The organism is Heminiphilus faecis, assembly GCF_008728965.1.
GTDB classification, from domain to species: domain Bacteria; phylum Bacteroidota; class Bacteroidia; order Bacteroidales; family Muribaculaceae; genus Muribaculum; species Muribaculum faecis.
On sequence record NZ_VSMC01000010.1, the window covers coordinates 63785 to 79178 of the forward strand.

The window sequence follows — 15394 nt, forward strand, 5'->3', positions numbered from 1 at the left end:
CAAATCATTTGTTATATTTGCCTAACGTAACTATATTTGCATCCTATTGATGCTTAAAATACACCAAAATTCATCACACATAATATAATAATGTATAAACTACTCCTTGTCTGCCTGATTTTGTTTGGAATATCTTTAGCTGCATGCCACCGCCAATCGGCCGTGGCGTCCATGCTCTCGTCGGCCGACTCCCTTATGGACCGGCGACCCGACTCCTCACTGGCCGTACTTGAAAACATACCGCCCGTCTTATTGACCGAAAAGGACGAGCAGGCACATTATGCCCTGCTGCTCACTAAAGCCCGACATAAAAACTACATTGACGAGACCGATGACTCACTCATAAACATAGCACTCAAATACTACCGCCGACACAGCTCCGACAGCCTGCTTATGCAAAGTCTGTTTTACAAAGCAACTATACTATACAACTCTGCCAACTATTCACAGGCAATCATATCGGCCACAAAGGCCGAAGACATCGCACGCGAGCTAAACGACAACTACTGGATAGCCCGCACATGCGAACTAATATCTGATATATACACGATGACATACTATCGAGAAGAAGCAGTCAATTATACATTGGAAGCATCTAAATACTATCTGAAGTCGGGAAAGAAAACCAATTCCATGTACGCTTTGTTGGACCTCGCTTCCTGTTATGCCAATTTGGGCAATTACAATAGAAGCATACAACTTATTGACAGCATTAAAAATATAGCATACAAAGACCATCCCATAGATTCGACATTTATAGCATGCTGCATTAAATCATCTATAACACTATATTTATGGACTGGAGAGTATCATAAATCTAAATACGCTTTCGAAAACTTATCAAAATTTAAAACAAATATCAATCTAACTGCAACTGATTATGCCCGTATTACCGAGATTTATTTAAATCTGGGTGAAAAAGACAGCACTGAAAAATATTTAAATATCACATTAAATAAAGACCAACGTCTATTAGATAAAATATCTGTACAATCACTGCTCTTGAATTACCATAAAAAGACGCACAATTATAAAAAAGCACTACAATATTCAGACAGTATTTTTGCTCTTCAGGATTCAACAGTGCACCAAGCGCTAAAACAATCTGTGATTACCGCCCAACGTGATCTATTCAGAATACAGACAAATATAGACCGCAAAAAGGTAAAACGCTTTCGTGCATATATTTTTACAGGTATTTTGTTTGCAATAATTATATTTTCATTTGGTACAGCATACCACAAGTTACGCATAAGACTTAAAAACGTTGAAATAGACCGTAAAATGAATGAGGTGTTCATTCTATCTGAACAGAATAAATATCATAAAGATATAAACGACACATTAAAGAACAATCTTACTGTACAAAGCAAAAAGATATCGCAACTCACCGATGACCTAACCAGCCAGCAAGACAAAAGCAATCGGATGAAGTCTCTTGTAGAAATTTATTTCAGGATAAATGGCATACTATTAATGTACTATGCAATGAATTTTTTGAAAAAGGAACTTCTGATAAAACACGAGCATCAATAGTAAACGATGTGGAAAAAGAAATAACAAAAATATGTAATCCAAATAGTTTAAATCTTATTGAAAACGGAGTAAACGATTGCATGGATAATATAATTAAAAAGCTGCGCAATCAATGCCCCCGATTCAAACAAGACGACTACATATTTTTTATGCTCATATATGCCGGTTTCTCACCCCGAGCCGTATGCATATTTACAAACATAAAACTAAAAAACTATTACAATAAACGCGCGAGACTAATTGATCGAATCGAAAGAACAGACGCCCCCGACAAAGAATTGTTTATCGCCAAACTCAAGCAACGGTCTAAATATTAGGCAATTAAATACCCGCCCCTCCATTAAACCAATAATCAGCTGACTATCAACCACTTGCACTCCACATTATAAATGAGGAAAATATCACATTCTCATCAAATAATAACAAACTGGATACCAATTATTTACATCTCTCAATGAGGAATTTTAATTAAGCCATATTTTAGTTTAATACGGCTGTTTTGCTATAAATTTGCAGAAATTAATTTATCATACAAATATGACAAAACATCTTATTTTACTAACCGCAATCTTATTGATATCAATGATGTCTAATAACTTTAGCCTTTATGGTAAAGGCTATGGAAATAAAAGAGACATCGAGTTGCAGGAGCGACATAACAGACAACGTCCTCGATGCCCTTCACGCCAAAGAATTGAATGTTTTTACATCGATGGGAATATCTATATAGTTTTCGATGTTCCAGAAGGGAATGCCTCGTTATCAATTACCGATTTAATTGATAACAGCACATATAATTATAACTTTAGTACTACGTCCTCCAGTATAATATACGTTGGAGATATATCCCACACCTCTCAACTCAGAATTGAAACAGATTACGGAAACGTATATGAAGGTTATTTAACCGAATAAACATTATCTTTTTTATTAACCAATCATTTCATTAATTATGAGAAAATTTATTTACCCATTTGCATTTATGCTTATGGTAGCCGGACTATCGGCATGCAGTAACTCACAGGATGTAATTTCCCGGATTACAATAACAGACCGGTAGGGGCGCCAGTATTACGGCGCCCGCATATCCGGAAGGCCATATGTCAAGTGGATATATTGAGGACCATACAGGCACTCCAAAAGCAGTGCAGGCAAAACGGTTGCGGAAGACCATTCGGGTCGTAGCCGGGCGCCGTGGTACTGGCGCCCCTACTGACGTATGCGCAACTTAACAATCGGCTTCCCTTGTTAAACCTATAATTTCCAAATCATAGGTTTTAATTTGGAACGCCGACAAGAGATGCTAACTTCACTTTGACCAAACACTTATTTAATTTCACATTATTTTTTTTATGAGACCTAACTTTTCATTTATTTCAGTTTTGCTAATTGCAATGGTAACCAACATCAGCCTGTCGGCACAGAGTCTCCGTTGGGGAGCACAGGCAGGAGTCAACATCAACGCACCCGACAGCGAGAACACCCGCATAGGCTTCAATGTGGGCGGCAAGGCGGAGTATAATTTCCGTTCGCCGTCAAAAGGATGGCTCGTCGATGCCGAGGTAAATCTGTCGTATATACCCTACGGGCAAAAGGTTTCCTATGAACATGAAACCACTCCGGGCGGAACTTGGCAACCATCAAAAACAGCCGACTTCAACAACAATACCTACTTCCTGAACCTCCCCGTCACTGCCGGCTACAGAGTGGCAGTAAGCGACAATGTGAGCATCAATATCAACGCCGGTATGTTTTTTAATGTCGGACTCTGGGGCCGTGCCAAGCTGAAATATCCCGGATTCGACATGGACGAAAGCTCGTTCAAGAAAGGCAGCGAAGGCGGCGACATGAAGCGCTTCAATTACGGAGCCATAGTAAAAGCCGGCTTGCAGTTCAAAGAGCACTACCAGCTGTCGGTGTCATACAACAACGGCTTGTCGAAACCGGGCTACAACCACGCCATGACCAACCGTCAGCGCATGTTCAACATATCGCTCGGCTACATTTTCTGACACAACATATAAATTTGATTCATTAAAATAGGCCATGAAGTGTTGACATGGCCTATTTTATTTATTATCTTTGACCCTGACTTAACAACACCGTATATTCAATACCAACATCATGTTTTCAAAAGATACTTACATGCAGCGCCGGGCCGAGCTAAAAGCTAAAGTGGGCTCCGGTGTACTACTGTTTATAGGCAATGACGAACAGGGACTTAATTATGAAGACAATACGTTCCGTTACCGTCAGGACTCGACGTTTCTCTACTACTTCGGTCTGTCGTTTGCAGGCCTGTCGGCCATCATCGACATAGACGAGGACAAGACGATAATATTCGGCGACGAGCTTACTATCGACAGCATAGTATGGATGGGCACCCAGCCCACTCTCCACGAAAAAGCCGAGGCTGTGGGAGTAGCCGACACCCGTCCGTCGGCCGAAATAGCGTCCTATATAGCCAAGGTGGCCGAACAGGGGCGCACCTTACACTACCTGCCCCCATACCGAGCCGAGCACAAACTCAAACTGATGGACTGGACCGGCGTGCTGCCGGCCCGTCAGGAAGGGTCAGTACCCTTCATCAAAGCCGTGGTCTCGCAACGCAACATCAAAAGCCCCGAAGAAATAGCCGAAATAGAAAAAGCCTGCAATGTCACCGCCGACATGCACATCACCGCCATGAAAGTGCTGCGGCCGGGAATGTATGAATACGAAGTCGTAGCCGAAATGAACCGCGTGGCTGAAATGAACAACTGTGAGCTTTCATTTGCCACAATAGCCACAGTCAACGGCCAGACACTGCACAACCACTATCACGGCAACTTAGTAGGCCCCGAAGACCTGTTTCTCATCGATGCCGGCGCCGAGCTACCCTCGGGCTACTGCGGCGACATGTCATCGACCATACCGGCAGGCAAAAAGTTCACACCTCGCCAGCGCGAGATATACCTTATACAAAACGCCATGCACCTCGCTGCAGTCAAGGCACTGCAGCCCGGCATACCCTACATGGATGTCTACGATCTGTCGGCCCGCGTGATGGTCGACGGTCTCAAACAACTCGGACTTATGAAAGGCGACACCGAAGCAGCCGTGCGCGAAGGCGCCCACGCGCTCTTTTATCCCCACGGACTTGGACATCTTATGGGTCTTGACGTCCACGACATGGAAAACCTCGGTGAAGTGTGGGTCGGCTACGGAGGCAAGCCAAAAAGCACACAGTTTGGCCGCAAGAGCCAGCGCCTCGCCGTGCCGTTGCAGCCCGGCTTCACCCTCACAGTCGAGCCCGGCATATATTTCATTCCGGAACTGATTGATTTATGGCAGAGCCAAAACCGTTTCACCGACTTCATCAATTACGACAAAGTGCTTGAATACCGCGACTTCGGAGGCATCCGCAATGAGGAAAACTACCTCATTACCGACAATGGGGCGCGACGTCTCGGCAAAAAAATACCACTCACTCCCGAAGAGGTAGAGTCACTGCGGTAAACTCTGTTTTTTGTCAAAGCCAAATCAGGCCTGATGAAACGCCGCATGGCCTAACGTCCATATTGACCGAAAACCGACCTCTTTTCTTACATGGATACGATTTATTTCACTTCAACTATAAAAGTTTGTGAGATTATGAAATAAATAACTAAATTTGCAGTCGTTTTTGACATAAAGGGCATGTTATGTCCTTATGTTACGACCGAGAATTAACAGATACATAATGATAACAATTACATTTCCCGACAAAAGCACGAGGCAATACGAGGCCGGCACCACTCCGCTTCAGGTAGCCGAAAGCATAAGCCCCCGCTTGGCGCAGGACATACTCGCAGCCACGATCAACGGCGAAGATTGGGACATAAGCCGTCCTATTGACAAAGACGCCGAAATAAAACTCTTCAAGTGGGATGACCCCGAAGGCAAGCACGCTTTCTGGCACAGTTCGGCACACCTGCTTGCCGAAGCTCTTCAGGAGTTGTTTCCCGGTGTGAAGTTCGGTATAGGCCCGGCCATCGAAAACGGTTTTTACTATGACATCGACCCCAACGGGCATAATATCACAGCGGCCGACTTCCCCAAGATCGAGGCCAAGATGCTCGAACTCGCCCAGAAAAAGGAGCCGATTGTAAGAGCCGACATCTCCAAGGCCGATGCCATGAAGCTCTTCGGCGACCGCAATGAAGAGTATAAGTGCGAGCTGATAAGCGAACTTGAAGACGGCCATATAACCACCTATACGCAAGGTGCGTTTACCGATTTGTGCCGTGGTCCGCACATAGCCAACACAGCGCCCATCAAAGCAGTCAAAATAACATCGCTTGCCGGAGCATACTGGCGCGGCGACGAAAAACGCAACCAGCTCATACGCGTGTACGGCATCACTTTCCCCAAGAAAAAGATGCTCGACGAGTATCTTGTACTGCTTGAGGAAGCCAAGAAACGCGACCACCGCAAGCTCGGCAAAGAGATGGAGCTCTTCGCATTCTCGTCCAATGTCGGAGCAGGCCTCCCCCTGTGGCTTCCCAAAGGCGCGGCCCTGCGCGACCGTCTTGAGCAATTCCTGCGCAAAATACAGAAAAAATATGGTTACCTTCAGGTAATCACCCCCCATATAGGCAACAAGATGCTCTACGTGACATCAGGACACTATGCCAAATACGGCAAGGATTCGTTCCAGCCCATACACACGCCTGAAGAAGGTGAGGAGTACCTGCTCAAACCGATGAACTGTCCTCACCACTGCGAGATATTCAGAGCCTATCCCCGCTCCTACCGTGACCTGCCCATGCGACTGGCCGAATTCGGTACCGTATACCGCTACGAGCAGAGCGGAGAGCTTCACGGCCTTACCCGAGTACGCGGTTTCACTCAGGATGACGCCCACATATTCTGTGCCCCCGACCAGATCAAGGATGAGTTCCTAAAGGTGATGGACATCATATTCTACATCTTCAAGGCACTTAAGTTTGACAACTACGAAGCCCAGATATCGCTGCGCGATCCCGCACATAAGGAGAAATACATCGGCAGCGACGAGAACTGGCACCTTGCAGAACAGGCCATCATAGAAGCCTGTGCTGAAAAAGGCCTGAAAGCACGCACCGAACTCGGAGAAGCCGCTTTCTACGGCCCCAAACTCGACTTCATGGTCAAGGATGCCCTCGGACGCCGCTGGCAGCTCGGCACAATACAGGTCGACTACAATCTGCCTGAACGCTTCCAGCTCGAATACACCGGTGCTGATAACCAGAAGCATCGTCCGGTAATGATACACCGCGCACCCTTCGGCTCGCTCGAACGTTTCGTGGCAGTGCTTCTTGAACACACCGCAGGACGATTCCCGCTTTGGCTCGCTCCCGATCAGGCAGTCGTTCTGCCCATCAGCGAGAAATTCAACGACTACGCCTATGAGGTAGCCAAACAGCTCAACACTGCCGACATACGCGCTATCGTCGATGACCGAAACGAGAAAATCGGCAAGAAAATCCGCGACAATGAGCTCAAACGCATACCGTATCTGCTCATAGTTGGAGAAAAAGAAGCCGAAAATGGTGAAATTTCTGTAAGAAAACAAGGCGAAGGTGATAAAGGTACAATGAAAATTACTACCTTTGCAGAATATTTGACTCAGGAAGTCAACAACATGATAAATCAATAACCTACCGAATGGATAACAAACCCGGAAATCAGGGGCCGCAGCGCGGCTACCCGCAGCGTAGAGGACCTCAGCAGAAAGAGAAAGATCCTTACGTAATCAACGAACGCATTCGCGCCCGCGAGGTACGCCTTGTCGGCGATAATGTGGAGGCCGGCATCTATTCCATTCACGATGCGTTGAAAATGGCCGAGGAAAAAGGGCTTGATCTTATAGAGATCTCTCCCAACGCCGCACCCCCGGTATGCAAGATACTCGACTATCAGAAGTTTCTATACCAGCAGAAGAAGCGTCTGAAAGAGCAGAAAGCCAAATCCACAAAAGTAGTGGTCAAGGAGATACGGTTTGGACCGCAGACAGATGACCATGACTACAACTTCAAACTCAAGCACGCGCAGGGCTTCCTGAAGGAAGGCGCCAAGGTTAAAGCATATGTATTCTTCCGCGGACGCTCCATCCTGTTCAAGGAGCAGGGCGAAGTATTGTTGTTGCGCTTTGCCAACGACCTCGAAGAACTCGGCAAACTCGAACAGATGCCAGTGCTTGAAGGAAAACGAATGACAATAATGTTGTCGCCCAAGAAAAAGTAATTTTGTCGAGCAATCGACCGAATAATTATAACTCGAATTAATTAAATTTTTAAGAAATGCCTAAGGTAAAGACTAATTCCGGTGCCAAAAAGAGGTTCGCCCTTACCGGATCAGGAAAAATCAAAAGAAAACATGCCTTCAAAAGTCATATCCTGACCAAGAAGACCAAAAAGCAGAAGAGAAACCTTACTCACTCCGGACTCGTTGCCCGCGTAGATGTAAAGGAAGTAAGAGACCTTCTCGCCCTCTAATGAAGGCTGACGTTTTCAATGTCTTTAATTCGTGATTTTATAATCATTTTTCACTAACCGAATGCACAGCACTAAAGAGCAAAAAAAAGCCGCTGACATTCAAAAAACATTACAAAAATGCCAAGATCAGTAAATCATGTTGCTTCAAGAGCACGCAGAAAGAAAATCTTAAAACTCACCCGCGGTTACTACGGTGCACGTAAAAACGTATGGACCGTTGCCAAAAACACTTGGGAAAAGGGTCTTACCTACGCCTACCGCGACCGCAAAGACAAAAAGCGCACATTCCGCGCACTGTGGATACAGCGTATCAACGCCGCCGCCAGAGAAGAGAACCTCTCTTATTCCAAACTCATGGGCTTGATTCACAAAGCAGGCATCGAGATCAACCGCAAGGTGCTCGCCGACCTCGCTCTCAACAACCCCGCCGCTTTCAAGGCTGTTGTTGAAAAAGTAAAGAACGCATAACGACCTCTTTACATTTATAACGAGGTTGCAGATAACCGTCAGACGGTTATCTGACATATCCTTAAACAGGAGGTGGAAAATCGCAATGATTTTCCACCTCCTGCCTTTTTATCAGCATATCCCAATCAAGGCTCCATCAGTGCAATCCGATTGAAATGCTTACACTTCATGATATAGAACGGCGGCATAATCCACTCATTAACTTACAACATATTTTTTCATTGACTCGTTTTGCGGATAATAAAAAAGCGACACCGCAAGGCATCGCTTTGTAGATATTTATCTTATGGGAATGTTTTTACTATCGGACACCCCGTTCAACGATAGTCCTTCAGCGACTGCTGAAGACGCTGGCGGGCAAAGAATATACGGCTCTTGACAGTGCCGAGAGGAAGATTCATCTTTTCGGCAATCTCATTGTACTTGTAGCCGGCGACATGCATCGAGAACGGTATGCGGTAGTCATCACTGAAAGAGTTGATGGCGGCGGTTATCTCCTTGGCGGCAACCGAACCCTCCGGGGTCTCGAAACCGGAATCCTGAGGCAGATTAAGATGATACAGATCCTCTGTCTGGTCAATTATCGTAGCCGAACGCACAACTTTGCGGTAGTTGTTTATGAAGATATTGCGCATGATTGTGAAGACCCATCCCTTGAAGTTGACGTTGTCAACATATTTGTCCTCGTTGTCGAGCGCCTTTAGCGTCGTATCCTGAAGCAGGTCGTATGCGTCATCGCGGTTGGACGTCAGGATGTAAGCGAAGTTAAGAAGATTGCTTTGCAAGCTTAACAACTTTGTTTGAAAGTTAGACGAACCCATAGTGATAATTTTTGTTTCAGTTAATACTATTATTTCAACCCTCACACAAACGTGTTACAAATTGATTACACAACAAAGGTACACAATATTTTTAATATGCAATAGCTTTTTAATAAAAAATTTAGCAAAACTATATTATTTAACAATAGTTAATACGTAACATTTTTATATATAGATATTTACAAATAGATACAACTATTTCATTTATATTACATCTCTTTACATATCATGTCACAACAGTACCACATCCGTTAATTTATGTATTTAAATGCTGCATTTTACACGGTTTACAAGAATTGTCGTAATTTTGCATTGTATACTTCGTTAACTTAATTATTGAATATAACACAATACATTATTAATATAATAATTCTTAGCATATGAGAGAATGGACTACAATCAAAGAGTATGAAGATATTCTTTTTCAGCAATACGGCGGCATTGCCAAGATTACAATAAACCGGCCTCAGGTATACAATGCCTTCAGGCCTCAGACCAATTTCGAGATGCTTGACGCAATGGCAATATGTCGCGAACGCCCCGACATAGGCGTCATCGTACTCACAGGCACAGGCGACAAAGCTTTTTGTTCGGGAGGAGACCAAAAAGTAAAAGGCGTGGGAGGCTACATAGATCAGAACGGAGTACCCCGCCTCAATGTGCTCGATCTGCATAAAGCCATACGCTCGATACCCAAACCTGTAATAGCAATGGTAAACGGATACGCCATAGGCGGAGGCAATGTGCTTCAGGTTGTGTGTGATCTTACCATAGCATCGGAAAACGCGCGTTTCGGACAGACCGGTCCAAAAGTAGGCAGTTTTGATGCAGGTTTCGGTTCATCGTATCTCGCACGCTGTGTCGGACAGAAAAAAGCCCGTGAAATCTGGTTTCTATGCCGCCAATACACAGCCAAAGAAGCCGAGGAGATGGGCATGGTAAATAAAGTCGTTCCGCTCGAGCGCCTTGAGGATGAGACCGTAGAGTGGTGTGAAACAATACTCAAACGAAGCCCAATGGCTGTCAGAATGATAAAACGCGCACTCAACGCCGAACTTGACGGACAGCGCGGAATGATGGAATTTGCCGGCGACGCCACACTAATGTATTACCTCATGGCAGAAGCACAGGAAGGCAAAAACGCATTTCTGGAAAAACGCGATCCAGACTTCGATCAGTTTCCCAAATTTCCCGGTTGATGCTAAAGGCAAAATACATACCATATACCCTGCACTTCAGACAACCGGCCGTGACGTCGCGTGACATACTCACTCGCCGCGATACATATTATTTAAAAATATGGCACGACGAGGCTCCCGATTGCTTCGGCGTCGGCGAGTGCGCGTTGTTTCGCGGACTCGGAGATGACGACAAGCCTGACTACGAGAAACGGCTCGCAGATTTATGCGACAACATAAATCAAAGTCACTCAATAGACAACATCGAGTGGCCAGAATACACATCTATATGCTTCGGTCTTGAAACTGCTCTCAACGACCTGCAAAACGGAGCCAAACGCATCATATACCGTAGCGGCTGGAGCCAAGGTTTGGATGAAATACCTATCAACGGGCTCATATGGATGGGTGATGCCCGGACCATGCTATCACGCATTGATGAAAAATTAAATGCAGGTTTCCGTTGTTTGAAACTAAAAATCGGCGGCATCAACTTCGAGGAGGAGCTCGACCTGCTAGGGTATATACGCAGCAAATACCCTCCCGAACAACTGGAGCTAAGACTTGACGCCAACGGCTCATTCACACCAGACAATGCGTTGTCAAGGCTTGAAAGGTTGTCGCGATACGGCATACACTCCATCGAACAGCCGATAAAACCGCGTCAGTACGACGCCATGCGGCGATTATGCAATGAAAGCCCCATCGCAATCGCTCTTGACGAGGAGCTTATCGGACTTCATGCCACTAATGATAAGACAGAGATGCTTGACAGCATACGCCCACGCTACATTATATTAAAGCCATCGCTTTGCGGAGGTTTCCGAAGCGCCGACAAGTGGATAGAACTTGCCGACGAGAGAAACATAGGCTGGTGGGCTACGTCAGCTCTCGAATCCAACATAGGACTAAATGCAATAGCTCAATGGGTATCGACATTTGACACAACAATGCCGCAGGGGCTCGGCACGGGAGCGCTGTATACCGACAACATTACTTCTCCTATAGTTCAGGAGCGCGACATAATACGATACGACCATAAAAACGGCACTTGGCGACTGCCCGAAGATATATCACAACCATGATAATAGATCCACATAGACTTGCAGAGAGGTTTATCGTCGAATGGCACAATGAAAAAGATTACATAACAGCATATACTTCAGGATCGACCGGCAAACCAAAAGAGATAAAGTTGCTTAAATCCGACATGGCATTGTCGGCTCAAGCCACATGCGTTTTTTTCAACATAAACAATGATTCCGTATTGCTGTCACCGCTGTCGACAGACTATATAGCCGGTAAAATGATGGTTGTAAGAGCCATGATGTCTGGAGCCACTCTACATATCGCCAATCCGTCACGCACGGTATCGCTTGACGGATACAGGCATATCGACCTTCTTCCAATAGTGCCCGCACAGCTTGAACACATATTGTCGTGCAGCGACAGAAGCGTCATACGCAATCTTCTGATTGGCGGAGGCGCGCTTTCTCCCGCACAGGAAACCCTTATCAGCCAAAGCGGCATCAATGCATGGCTATCATACGGCATGACCGAGACATGCAGTCATGTAGCCATACGCAAAATATCGGAAAACACAACCGAATTCAAAGCACTTCCGGGCATTACATTCGACACAGACAAAAGAGGATGTCTCATAATAAACGCCTCCAAGTTTTCATTCAGCCGACTTGTCACCAACGACATTGTCGACTTGAAGTCGCCCGTCAGCTTCCGGTGGCTCGGAAGATACGATAATGTTATAAATTCAGGAGGCATAAAGATACACCCTGAAGAAGTGGAGCGCAGATTATCATCGTATATCAGCCACGCATTTTATATCATCGGACGACAGAGCCCCGAATGGGGTCAGGAAACCGTCCTGTATATCGAAGGCAACGGAGATCAAAAGGATGCCGACGCCATAATAAACAGAGCACGCCGTATTCTTGACAGATACAGCGTGCCTAAAGCGGTATATTTTATTCCTGAATTCGAACGTACGTCCTCCGACAAGATTATTCGCAGATTGTATTAACCGAACTTACTTATCTTCCTTAACGCGGCTTCATTTATTATTTTTATACGTCGTCCGTCAACAATAAGTATTTTCTCATTTACAAAACCCGAGAGTGTACGTATGGCATTGGATGTTGTCATATTGGACAGATTAGCAAGATCTTCACGGGCCATATATATTTTTATCGTGGAATTATCGTCTTCATAGCCATAACTCTCCCGCAGGGCTATGAGCGCCTCGGCAAGACGTCCGCGAATATGTTTTTGCGTAAGATTGACTATTTTTGTATCCGATCCGCCAAGATTTCTGGAAAGTTCATGAATGAAAAACCACGCGAGTTTGATATTGTTCTGGATAAGATCTTTCACTACCGACATAGGGATAGACCCTAGCACCGAAGCCTCAAAAGCCGAAGCCGTCGATACATATGGCTCCTCTGCAAAATAAGCACGATAACCGAAGTATTGTACCGGACGTATAAGACGCAATATCTGCTGACGTCCGCCGATGCCGTCTTTGTACAATTTTACTTTTCCCTTTAGCAGACACCATAGATACTCCGGTTCCTCTTTCTCGGCATATATGATCTGATTCTTTTTAAAAGTATGCGTAGTAAAGTTCTCGACGATACGACGCTTCTCGTTACCGTCAAGTATAGACCATATATCTGCTAAATCATTCTGAATGACTTTTTCTAATGTGCTTTTTTTGATCATCTCTCCAAATGTCGTGCAATAATGTTTTACAGCATAAGGCAAAGGTATGAAGAATTGTTCTATTTCCATAACAAATTATAAAAAAAGGCCCCCTATTTCGATATTTTTACCATTAAAAAGTATTTTAGCGGTACTTTAAGCCATATTTTTAAGGCATTTTTGTATTTTTGCGAAAAATATCAAAATTGATTATGGCAGGAAAAGGCGAACGCATATTCGGATTGATCGGGTTTCCGTTGACCCATTCGTTTTCCAAAATTTACTTCAATCAGAAGTTTGAAGCAGAGCATATCGACGCACGTTATCTCAATTTCGAGTTACCTGACATAGGCGACCTGATGGAGGTGGTGGCCCAGTATCCGGCTCTGAGCGGACTTAATGTGACCATCCCCTACAAAGAACAGGTGCTGCCGTATCTTGACGAAATAGACGAAGATGCGGCAAAAATAGGAGCCGTTAACGTCATAAAATTCATCCGTAAGAAAAACAGCCTGAAGTTTAAAGGCTATAACTCCGATATGATCGGATTTTCCGATTCATTGAAGCCGCTGATAACACCGGCCCGAAACAAAGCACTGATATTAGGTACTGGAGGGGCGGCCAAAGCCGTGCGACAGGGCCTCATAAATCTCGGTATTGAACCGATATATGTATCAAGGACTCCAGACCCGAAGAAAAATGAACTCGGATATGACGACCTTGACTCGCATATAATGGATACCCATAAGATTATAGTCAATACAACCCCGCTTGGCATGTATCCTAAAATAGATACATGCCCCGACATTCCTTACGGTCTTCTGACTAACGAACACCTGTGTTACGACCTTATATACAACCCAGACGTGACTCTGTTCATGAAGCGGGCATCGGAACATGGAGCCGAAGTCAAGAACGGGTTGGAGATGCTTCTACTCCAAGCATTCATTTCTTGGAATATCTGGAACGAATAGGTCCACTACAGGCACATAGGAGCCAAATATTTTGACAGCAGATAACCTCCTCCAAGTAGCCAGACATACAGGATGAATGCCAAAACGAACGGTTTGGGTCCGGCTTTCTTGAATTTATCAATGCTCGTTTCCGCACCTAAGGCAACCATGGCCATAGTCAACAGAAATGTGTCTATGTAATTTATACAGTCAACTACAGGCTGCGGCAGCAGATTAAACGAGTTAAACCCGATTACAACAAGAAATCCGATAGCAAACCATGGTATATCGACCTTTCCTTTCTGAGCGGAACCGTCGCCTTTCTTTGCTCTCATAGCAACCCAATATCCGAGAACAAGCAGAACCGGTACAAGAAGCATGACGCGGATCATCTTCACTATTATCGCGACATTGGATATCTCGGTGCCCATAGCGTTTCCAGCACCTACCGTGTGTGCTACTTCATGCAGGGTAGATCCTGCAAATATACCCATTTCATCAGGACTAAGCTGAAGTATACCAGCCCTATAGGCTATAGGATAGATAAACATGGATATAGTACCGAATATAACTACTGTAGCCACTGCCACTGCTGTTTTGTAAGGCTTGGTCTGTATAGTCGACTCCGCACCGAGCACAGCGGCGGCACCGCATATTCCACTTCCTATAGAGGTCAATAAAGCTATGTCCTTGTCCATCTTCAGCAATCGGCCTACAAAAACACCACCTATTATAGTCACAACAACAATTATGACATCAACCAATATACCGGCGGTACCTACATTAAGCACATCCTGAAATGTAAGCCTGAATCCATACAATATTATACCGAGACGAAGTATCTTCTTCGAACAAAACTGTATACCCGGCACCCATGTCTCCGGTAGATGATTGCGAAGGCTATTGGCATACAGCATACCTAAAATTATACCGATTATCATCGGACTAAACGAAATCTCTCTGAAAAATTGCGCGTCACCTATGTAAAATGCGGCACATGAAAACAGGCCGATCAACAATATTCCGTGCAACATGCTGCTACGTTTACGACTTAACATAAATTACCTTGAATTTTATAATAACTATTTTACGAGCGCAAAATTAAATCTAATATTTTATTCACAGATAATTTTTAACCTCAATTTATCCTTATCTTTTAAAATTAGTATTATATTTGTCAATAACCTTAATTTAAACGATTAAAACCGATACAAATCGCCTGT

General features: G+C 44.7%; 15 protein-coding genes. 12 read left to right on the forward strand and 3 right to left on the reverse strand.

Going from position 1 to position 15394, the window contains the following annotated elements; all coding sequences use genetic code 11:
• Nucleotides 1–90: 90 nt before the first annotated feature.
• From FW767_RS05995 to rplT, 8 genes are all read left to right on the forward strand, one after another.
• On the forward strand, nt 91–1536 hold the full coding sequence (locus tag FW767_RS05995) for a hypothetical protein (RefSeq protein ID WP_150980404.1): 1446 nt from the start codon (nt 91–93) through the stop codon (nt 1534–1536).
• A gap of 607 nt (nt 1537–2143) precedes the next feature.
• Nucleotides 2144–2266, forward strand: a complete 123-nt coding sequence (locus tag FW767_RS13405; protein ID WP_262714006.1) for a hypothetical protein — start codon at nt 2144–2146, stop codon at nt 2264–2266.
• A gap of 622 nt (nt 2267–2888) precedes the next feature.
• Entirely contained in the window at nt 2889–3548 is a 660-nt protein-coding gene (locus FW767_RS06000; RefSeq protein ID WP_121699538.1) for a porin family protein, read from the forward strand.
• Nucleotides 3549–3660: 112 nt separating this feature from the next.
• Entirely contained in the window at nt 3661–5034 is a 1374-nt protein-coding gene (locus FW767_RS06005; RefSeq protein ID WP_121699537.1) for an aminopeptidase P family protein, read from the forward strand.
• Between the two features lie 223 nt (nt 5035–5257).
• Complete coding sequence (gene thrS / locus FW767_RS06010) at nt 5258–7195, forward strand: threonine--tRNA ligase (protein ID WP_121699536.1); 1938 nt, start codon at nt 5258–5260, stop codon at nt 7193–7195.
• Between the two features lie 8 nt (nt 7196–7203).
• Nucleotides 7204–7782, forward strand: a complete 579-nt coding sequence (gene infC / locus FW767_RS06015; RefSeq protein WP_121699535.1) for a translation initiation factor IF-3 — start codon at nt 7204–7206, stop codon at nt 7780–7782.
• A gap of 56 nt (nt 7783–7838) precedes the next feature.
• Complete coding sequence (gene rpmI, locus FW767_RS06020; RefSeq protein WP_121699534.1) at nt 7839–8033, forward strand: 50S ribosomal protein L35; 195 nt, start codon at nt 7839–7841, stop codon at nt 8031–8033.
• Between the two features lie 117 nt (nt 8034–8150).
• Complete coding sequence (gene rplT / locus FW767_RS06025) at nt 8151–8501, forward strand: 50S ribosomal protein L20 (RefSeq protein WP_121699533.1); 351 nt, start codon at nt 8151–8153, stop codon at nt 8499–8501.
• Between the two features lie 317 nt (nt 8502–8818).
• Here the strand turns inward: rplT and FW767_RS06030 are convergent, their stop codons facing one another.
• Entirely contained in the window at nt 8819–9322 is a 504-nt protein-coding gene (locus FW767_RS06030) for an RNA polymerase sigma factor (protein WP_150980373.1), read from the reverse strand.
• A 380-nt stretch (nt 9323–9702) separates the two neighbouring features.
• On the opposite strand from FW767_RS06030, the gene menB reads away from it, so the two are divergent.
• From menB to FW767_RS06045, 3 genes are read left to right on the forward strand one after another with little or no spacing between them, the layout of a single operon-like run.
• Nucleotides 9703–10521, forward strand: a complete 819-nt coding sequence (gene menB, locus FW767_RS06035) for a 1,4-dihydroxy-2-naphthoyl-CoA synthase (protein ID WP_121698229.1) — start codon at nt 9703–9705, stop codon at nt 10519–10521.
• Nucleotides 10521–11585: an o-succinylbenzoate synthase gene (locus tag FW767_RS06040; protein ID WP_121698228.1), complete on the forward strand. Its 1065-nt coding sequence runs from the start codon at nt 10521–10523 to the stop codon at nt 11583–11585. Before menB ends, FW767_RS06040 begins: the two co-directional genes overlap by 1 nt.
• Nucleotides 11582–12541 carry an AMP-binding protein gene (locus tag FW767_RS06045; protein WP_121698227.1) on the forward strand — a complete coding sequence of 320 codons (960 nt, stop codon included), beginning with the start codon at nt 11582–11584 and terminating at the stop codon, nt 12539–12541. The genes FW767_RS06040 and FW767_RS06045 overlap by 4 nt, the downstream gene beginning before the upstream one ends.
• On the opposite strand, the gene FW767_RS06050 is transcribed toward FW767_RS06045, so the two are convergent.
• On the reverse strand, nt 12538–13239 hold the full coding sequence (locus tag FW767_RS06050) for a Crp/Fnr family transcriptional regulator (RefSeq protein ID WP_121698234.1): 702 nt from the start codon (nt 13237–13239) through the stop codon (nt 12538–12540). The two genes, FW767_RS06045 and FW767_RS06050, sit on opposite strands and share 4 nt — an antisense overlap.
• Before the next feature lie 191 nt (nt 13240–13430).
• Here FW767_RS06050 and FW767_RS06055 point away from each other — a divergent pair, with 191 nt between their 5' ends.
• A complete protein-coding gene (locus FW767_RS06055) occupies nt 13431–14192 on the forward strand; it encodes a shikimate dehydrogenase family protein (RefSeq protein ID WP_121698226.1) in 762 nt (253 codons plus the stop codon).
• 5 nt (nt 14193–14197) lie between these two features.
• Here FW767_RS06055 and FW767_RS06060 read toward each other — a convergent pair whose 3' ends face one another.
• Nucleotides 14198–15229, reverse strand: a complete 1032-nt coding sequence (locus FW767_RS06060) for a YeiH family protein (protein ID WP_205523834.1) — start codon at nt 15227–15229, stop codon at nt 14198–14200.
• Nucleotides 15230–15394 lie beyond the last annotated feature (165 nt).

Bases quoted from the DNA above. Each gene is read 5' to 3' on its own strand.
- FW767_RS06060 (WP_205523834.1), bottom strand. From the start codon at position 15,229: ATGTTAAGTCGTAAACGTAGCAGCATGTTGCACGGAATATTGTTGATC.
- FW767_RS06040 (WP_121698228.1), top strand. From the start codon at position 10,521: ATGCTAAAGGCAAAATACATACCATATACCCTGCACTTCAGACAACCG.
- rplT (WP_121699533.1), top strand. From the start codon at position 8,151: ATGCCAAGATCAGTAAATCATGTTGCTTCAAGAGCACGCAGAAAGAAA.
- FW767_RS06050 (WP_121698234.1), bottom strand. From the start codon at position 13,239: ATGATCAAAAAAAGCACATTAGAAAAAGTCATTCAGAATGATTTAGCA.
- FW767_RS05995 (WP_150980404.1), top strand. From the start codon at position 91: ATGTATAAACTACTCCTTGTCTGCCTGATTTTGTTTGGAATATCTTTA.
- FW767_RS06045 (WP_121698227.1), top strand. From the start codon at position 11,582: ATGATAATAGATCCACATAGACTTGCAGAGAGGTTTATCGTCGAATGG.
- menB (WP_121698229.1), top strand. From the start codon at position 9,703: ATGAGAGAATGGACTACAATCAAAGAGTATGAAGATATTCTTTTTCAG.
- FW767_RS06055 (WP_121698226.1), top strand. From the start codon at position 13,431: ATGGCAGGAAAAGGCGAACGCATATTCGGATTGATCGGGTTTCCGTTG.
- FW767_RS06000 (WP_121699538.1), top strand. From the start codon at position 2,889: ATGAGACCTAACTTTTCATTTATTTCAGTTTTGCTAATTGCAATGGTA.
- rpmI (WP_121699534.1), top strand. From the start codon at position 7,839: ATGCCTAAGGTAAAGACTAATTCCGGTGCCAAAAAGAGGTTCGCCCTT.
- thrS (WP_121699536.1), top strand. From the start codon at position 5,258: ATGATAACAATTACATTTCCCGACAAAAGCACGAGGCAATACGAGGCC.
- FW767_RS06005 (WP_121699537.1), top strand. From the start codon at position 3,661: ATGTTTTCAAAAGATACTTACATGCAGCGCCGGGCCGAGCTAAAAGCT.
- FW767_RS13405 (WP_262714006.1), top strand. From the start codon at position 2,144: ATGGTAAAGGCTATGGAAATAAAAGAGACATCGAGTTGCAGGAGCGAC.
- infC (WP_121699535.1), top strand. From the start codon at position 7,204: ATGGATAACAAACCCGGAAATCAGGGGCCGCAGCGCGGCTACCCGCAG.
- FW767_RS06030 (WP_150980373.1), bottom strand. From the start codon at position 9,322: ATGGGTTCGTCTAACTTTCAAACAAAGTTGTTAAGCTTGCAAAGCAAT.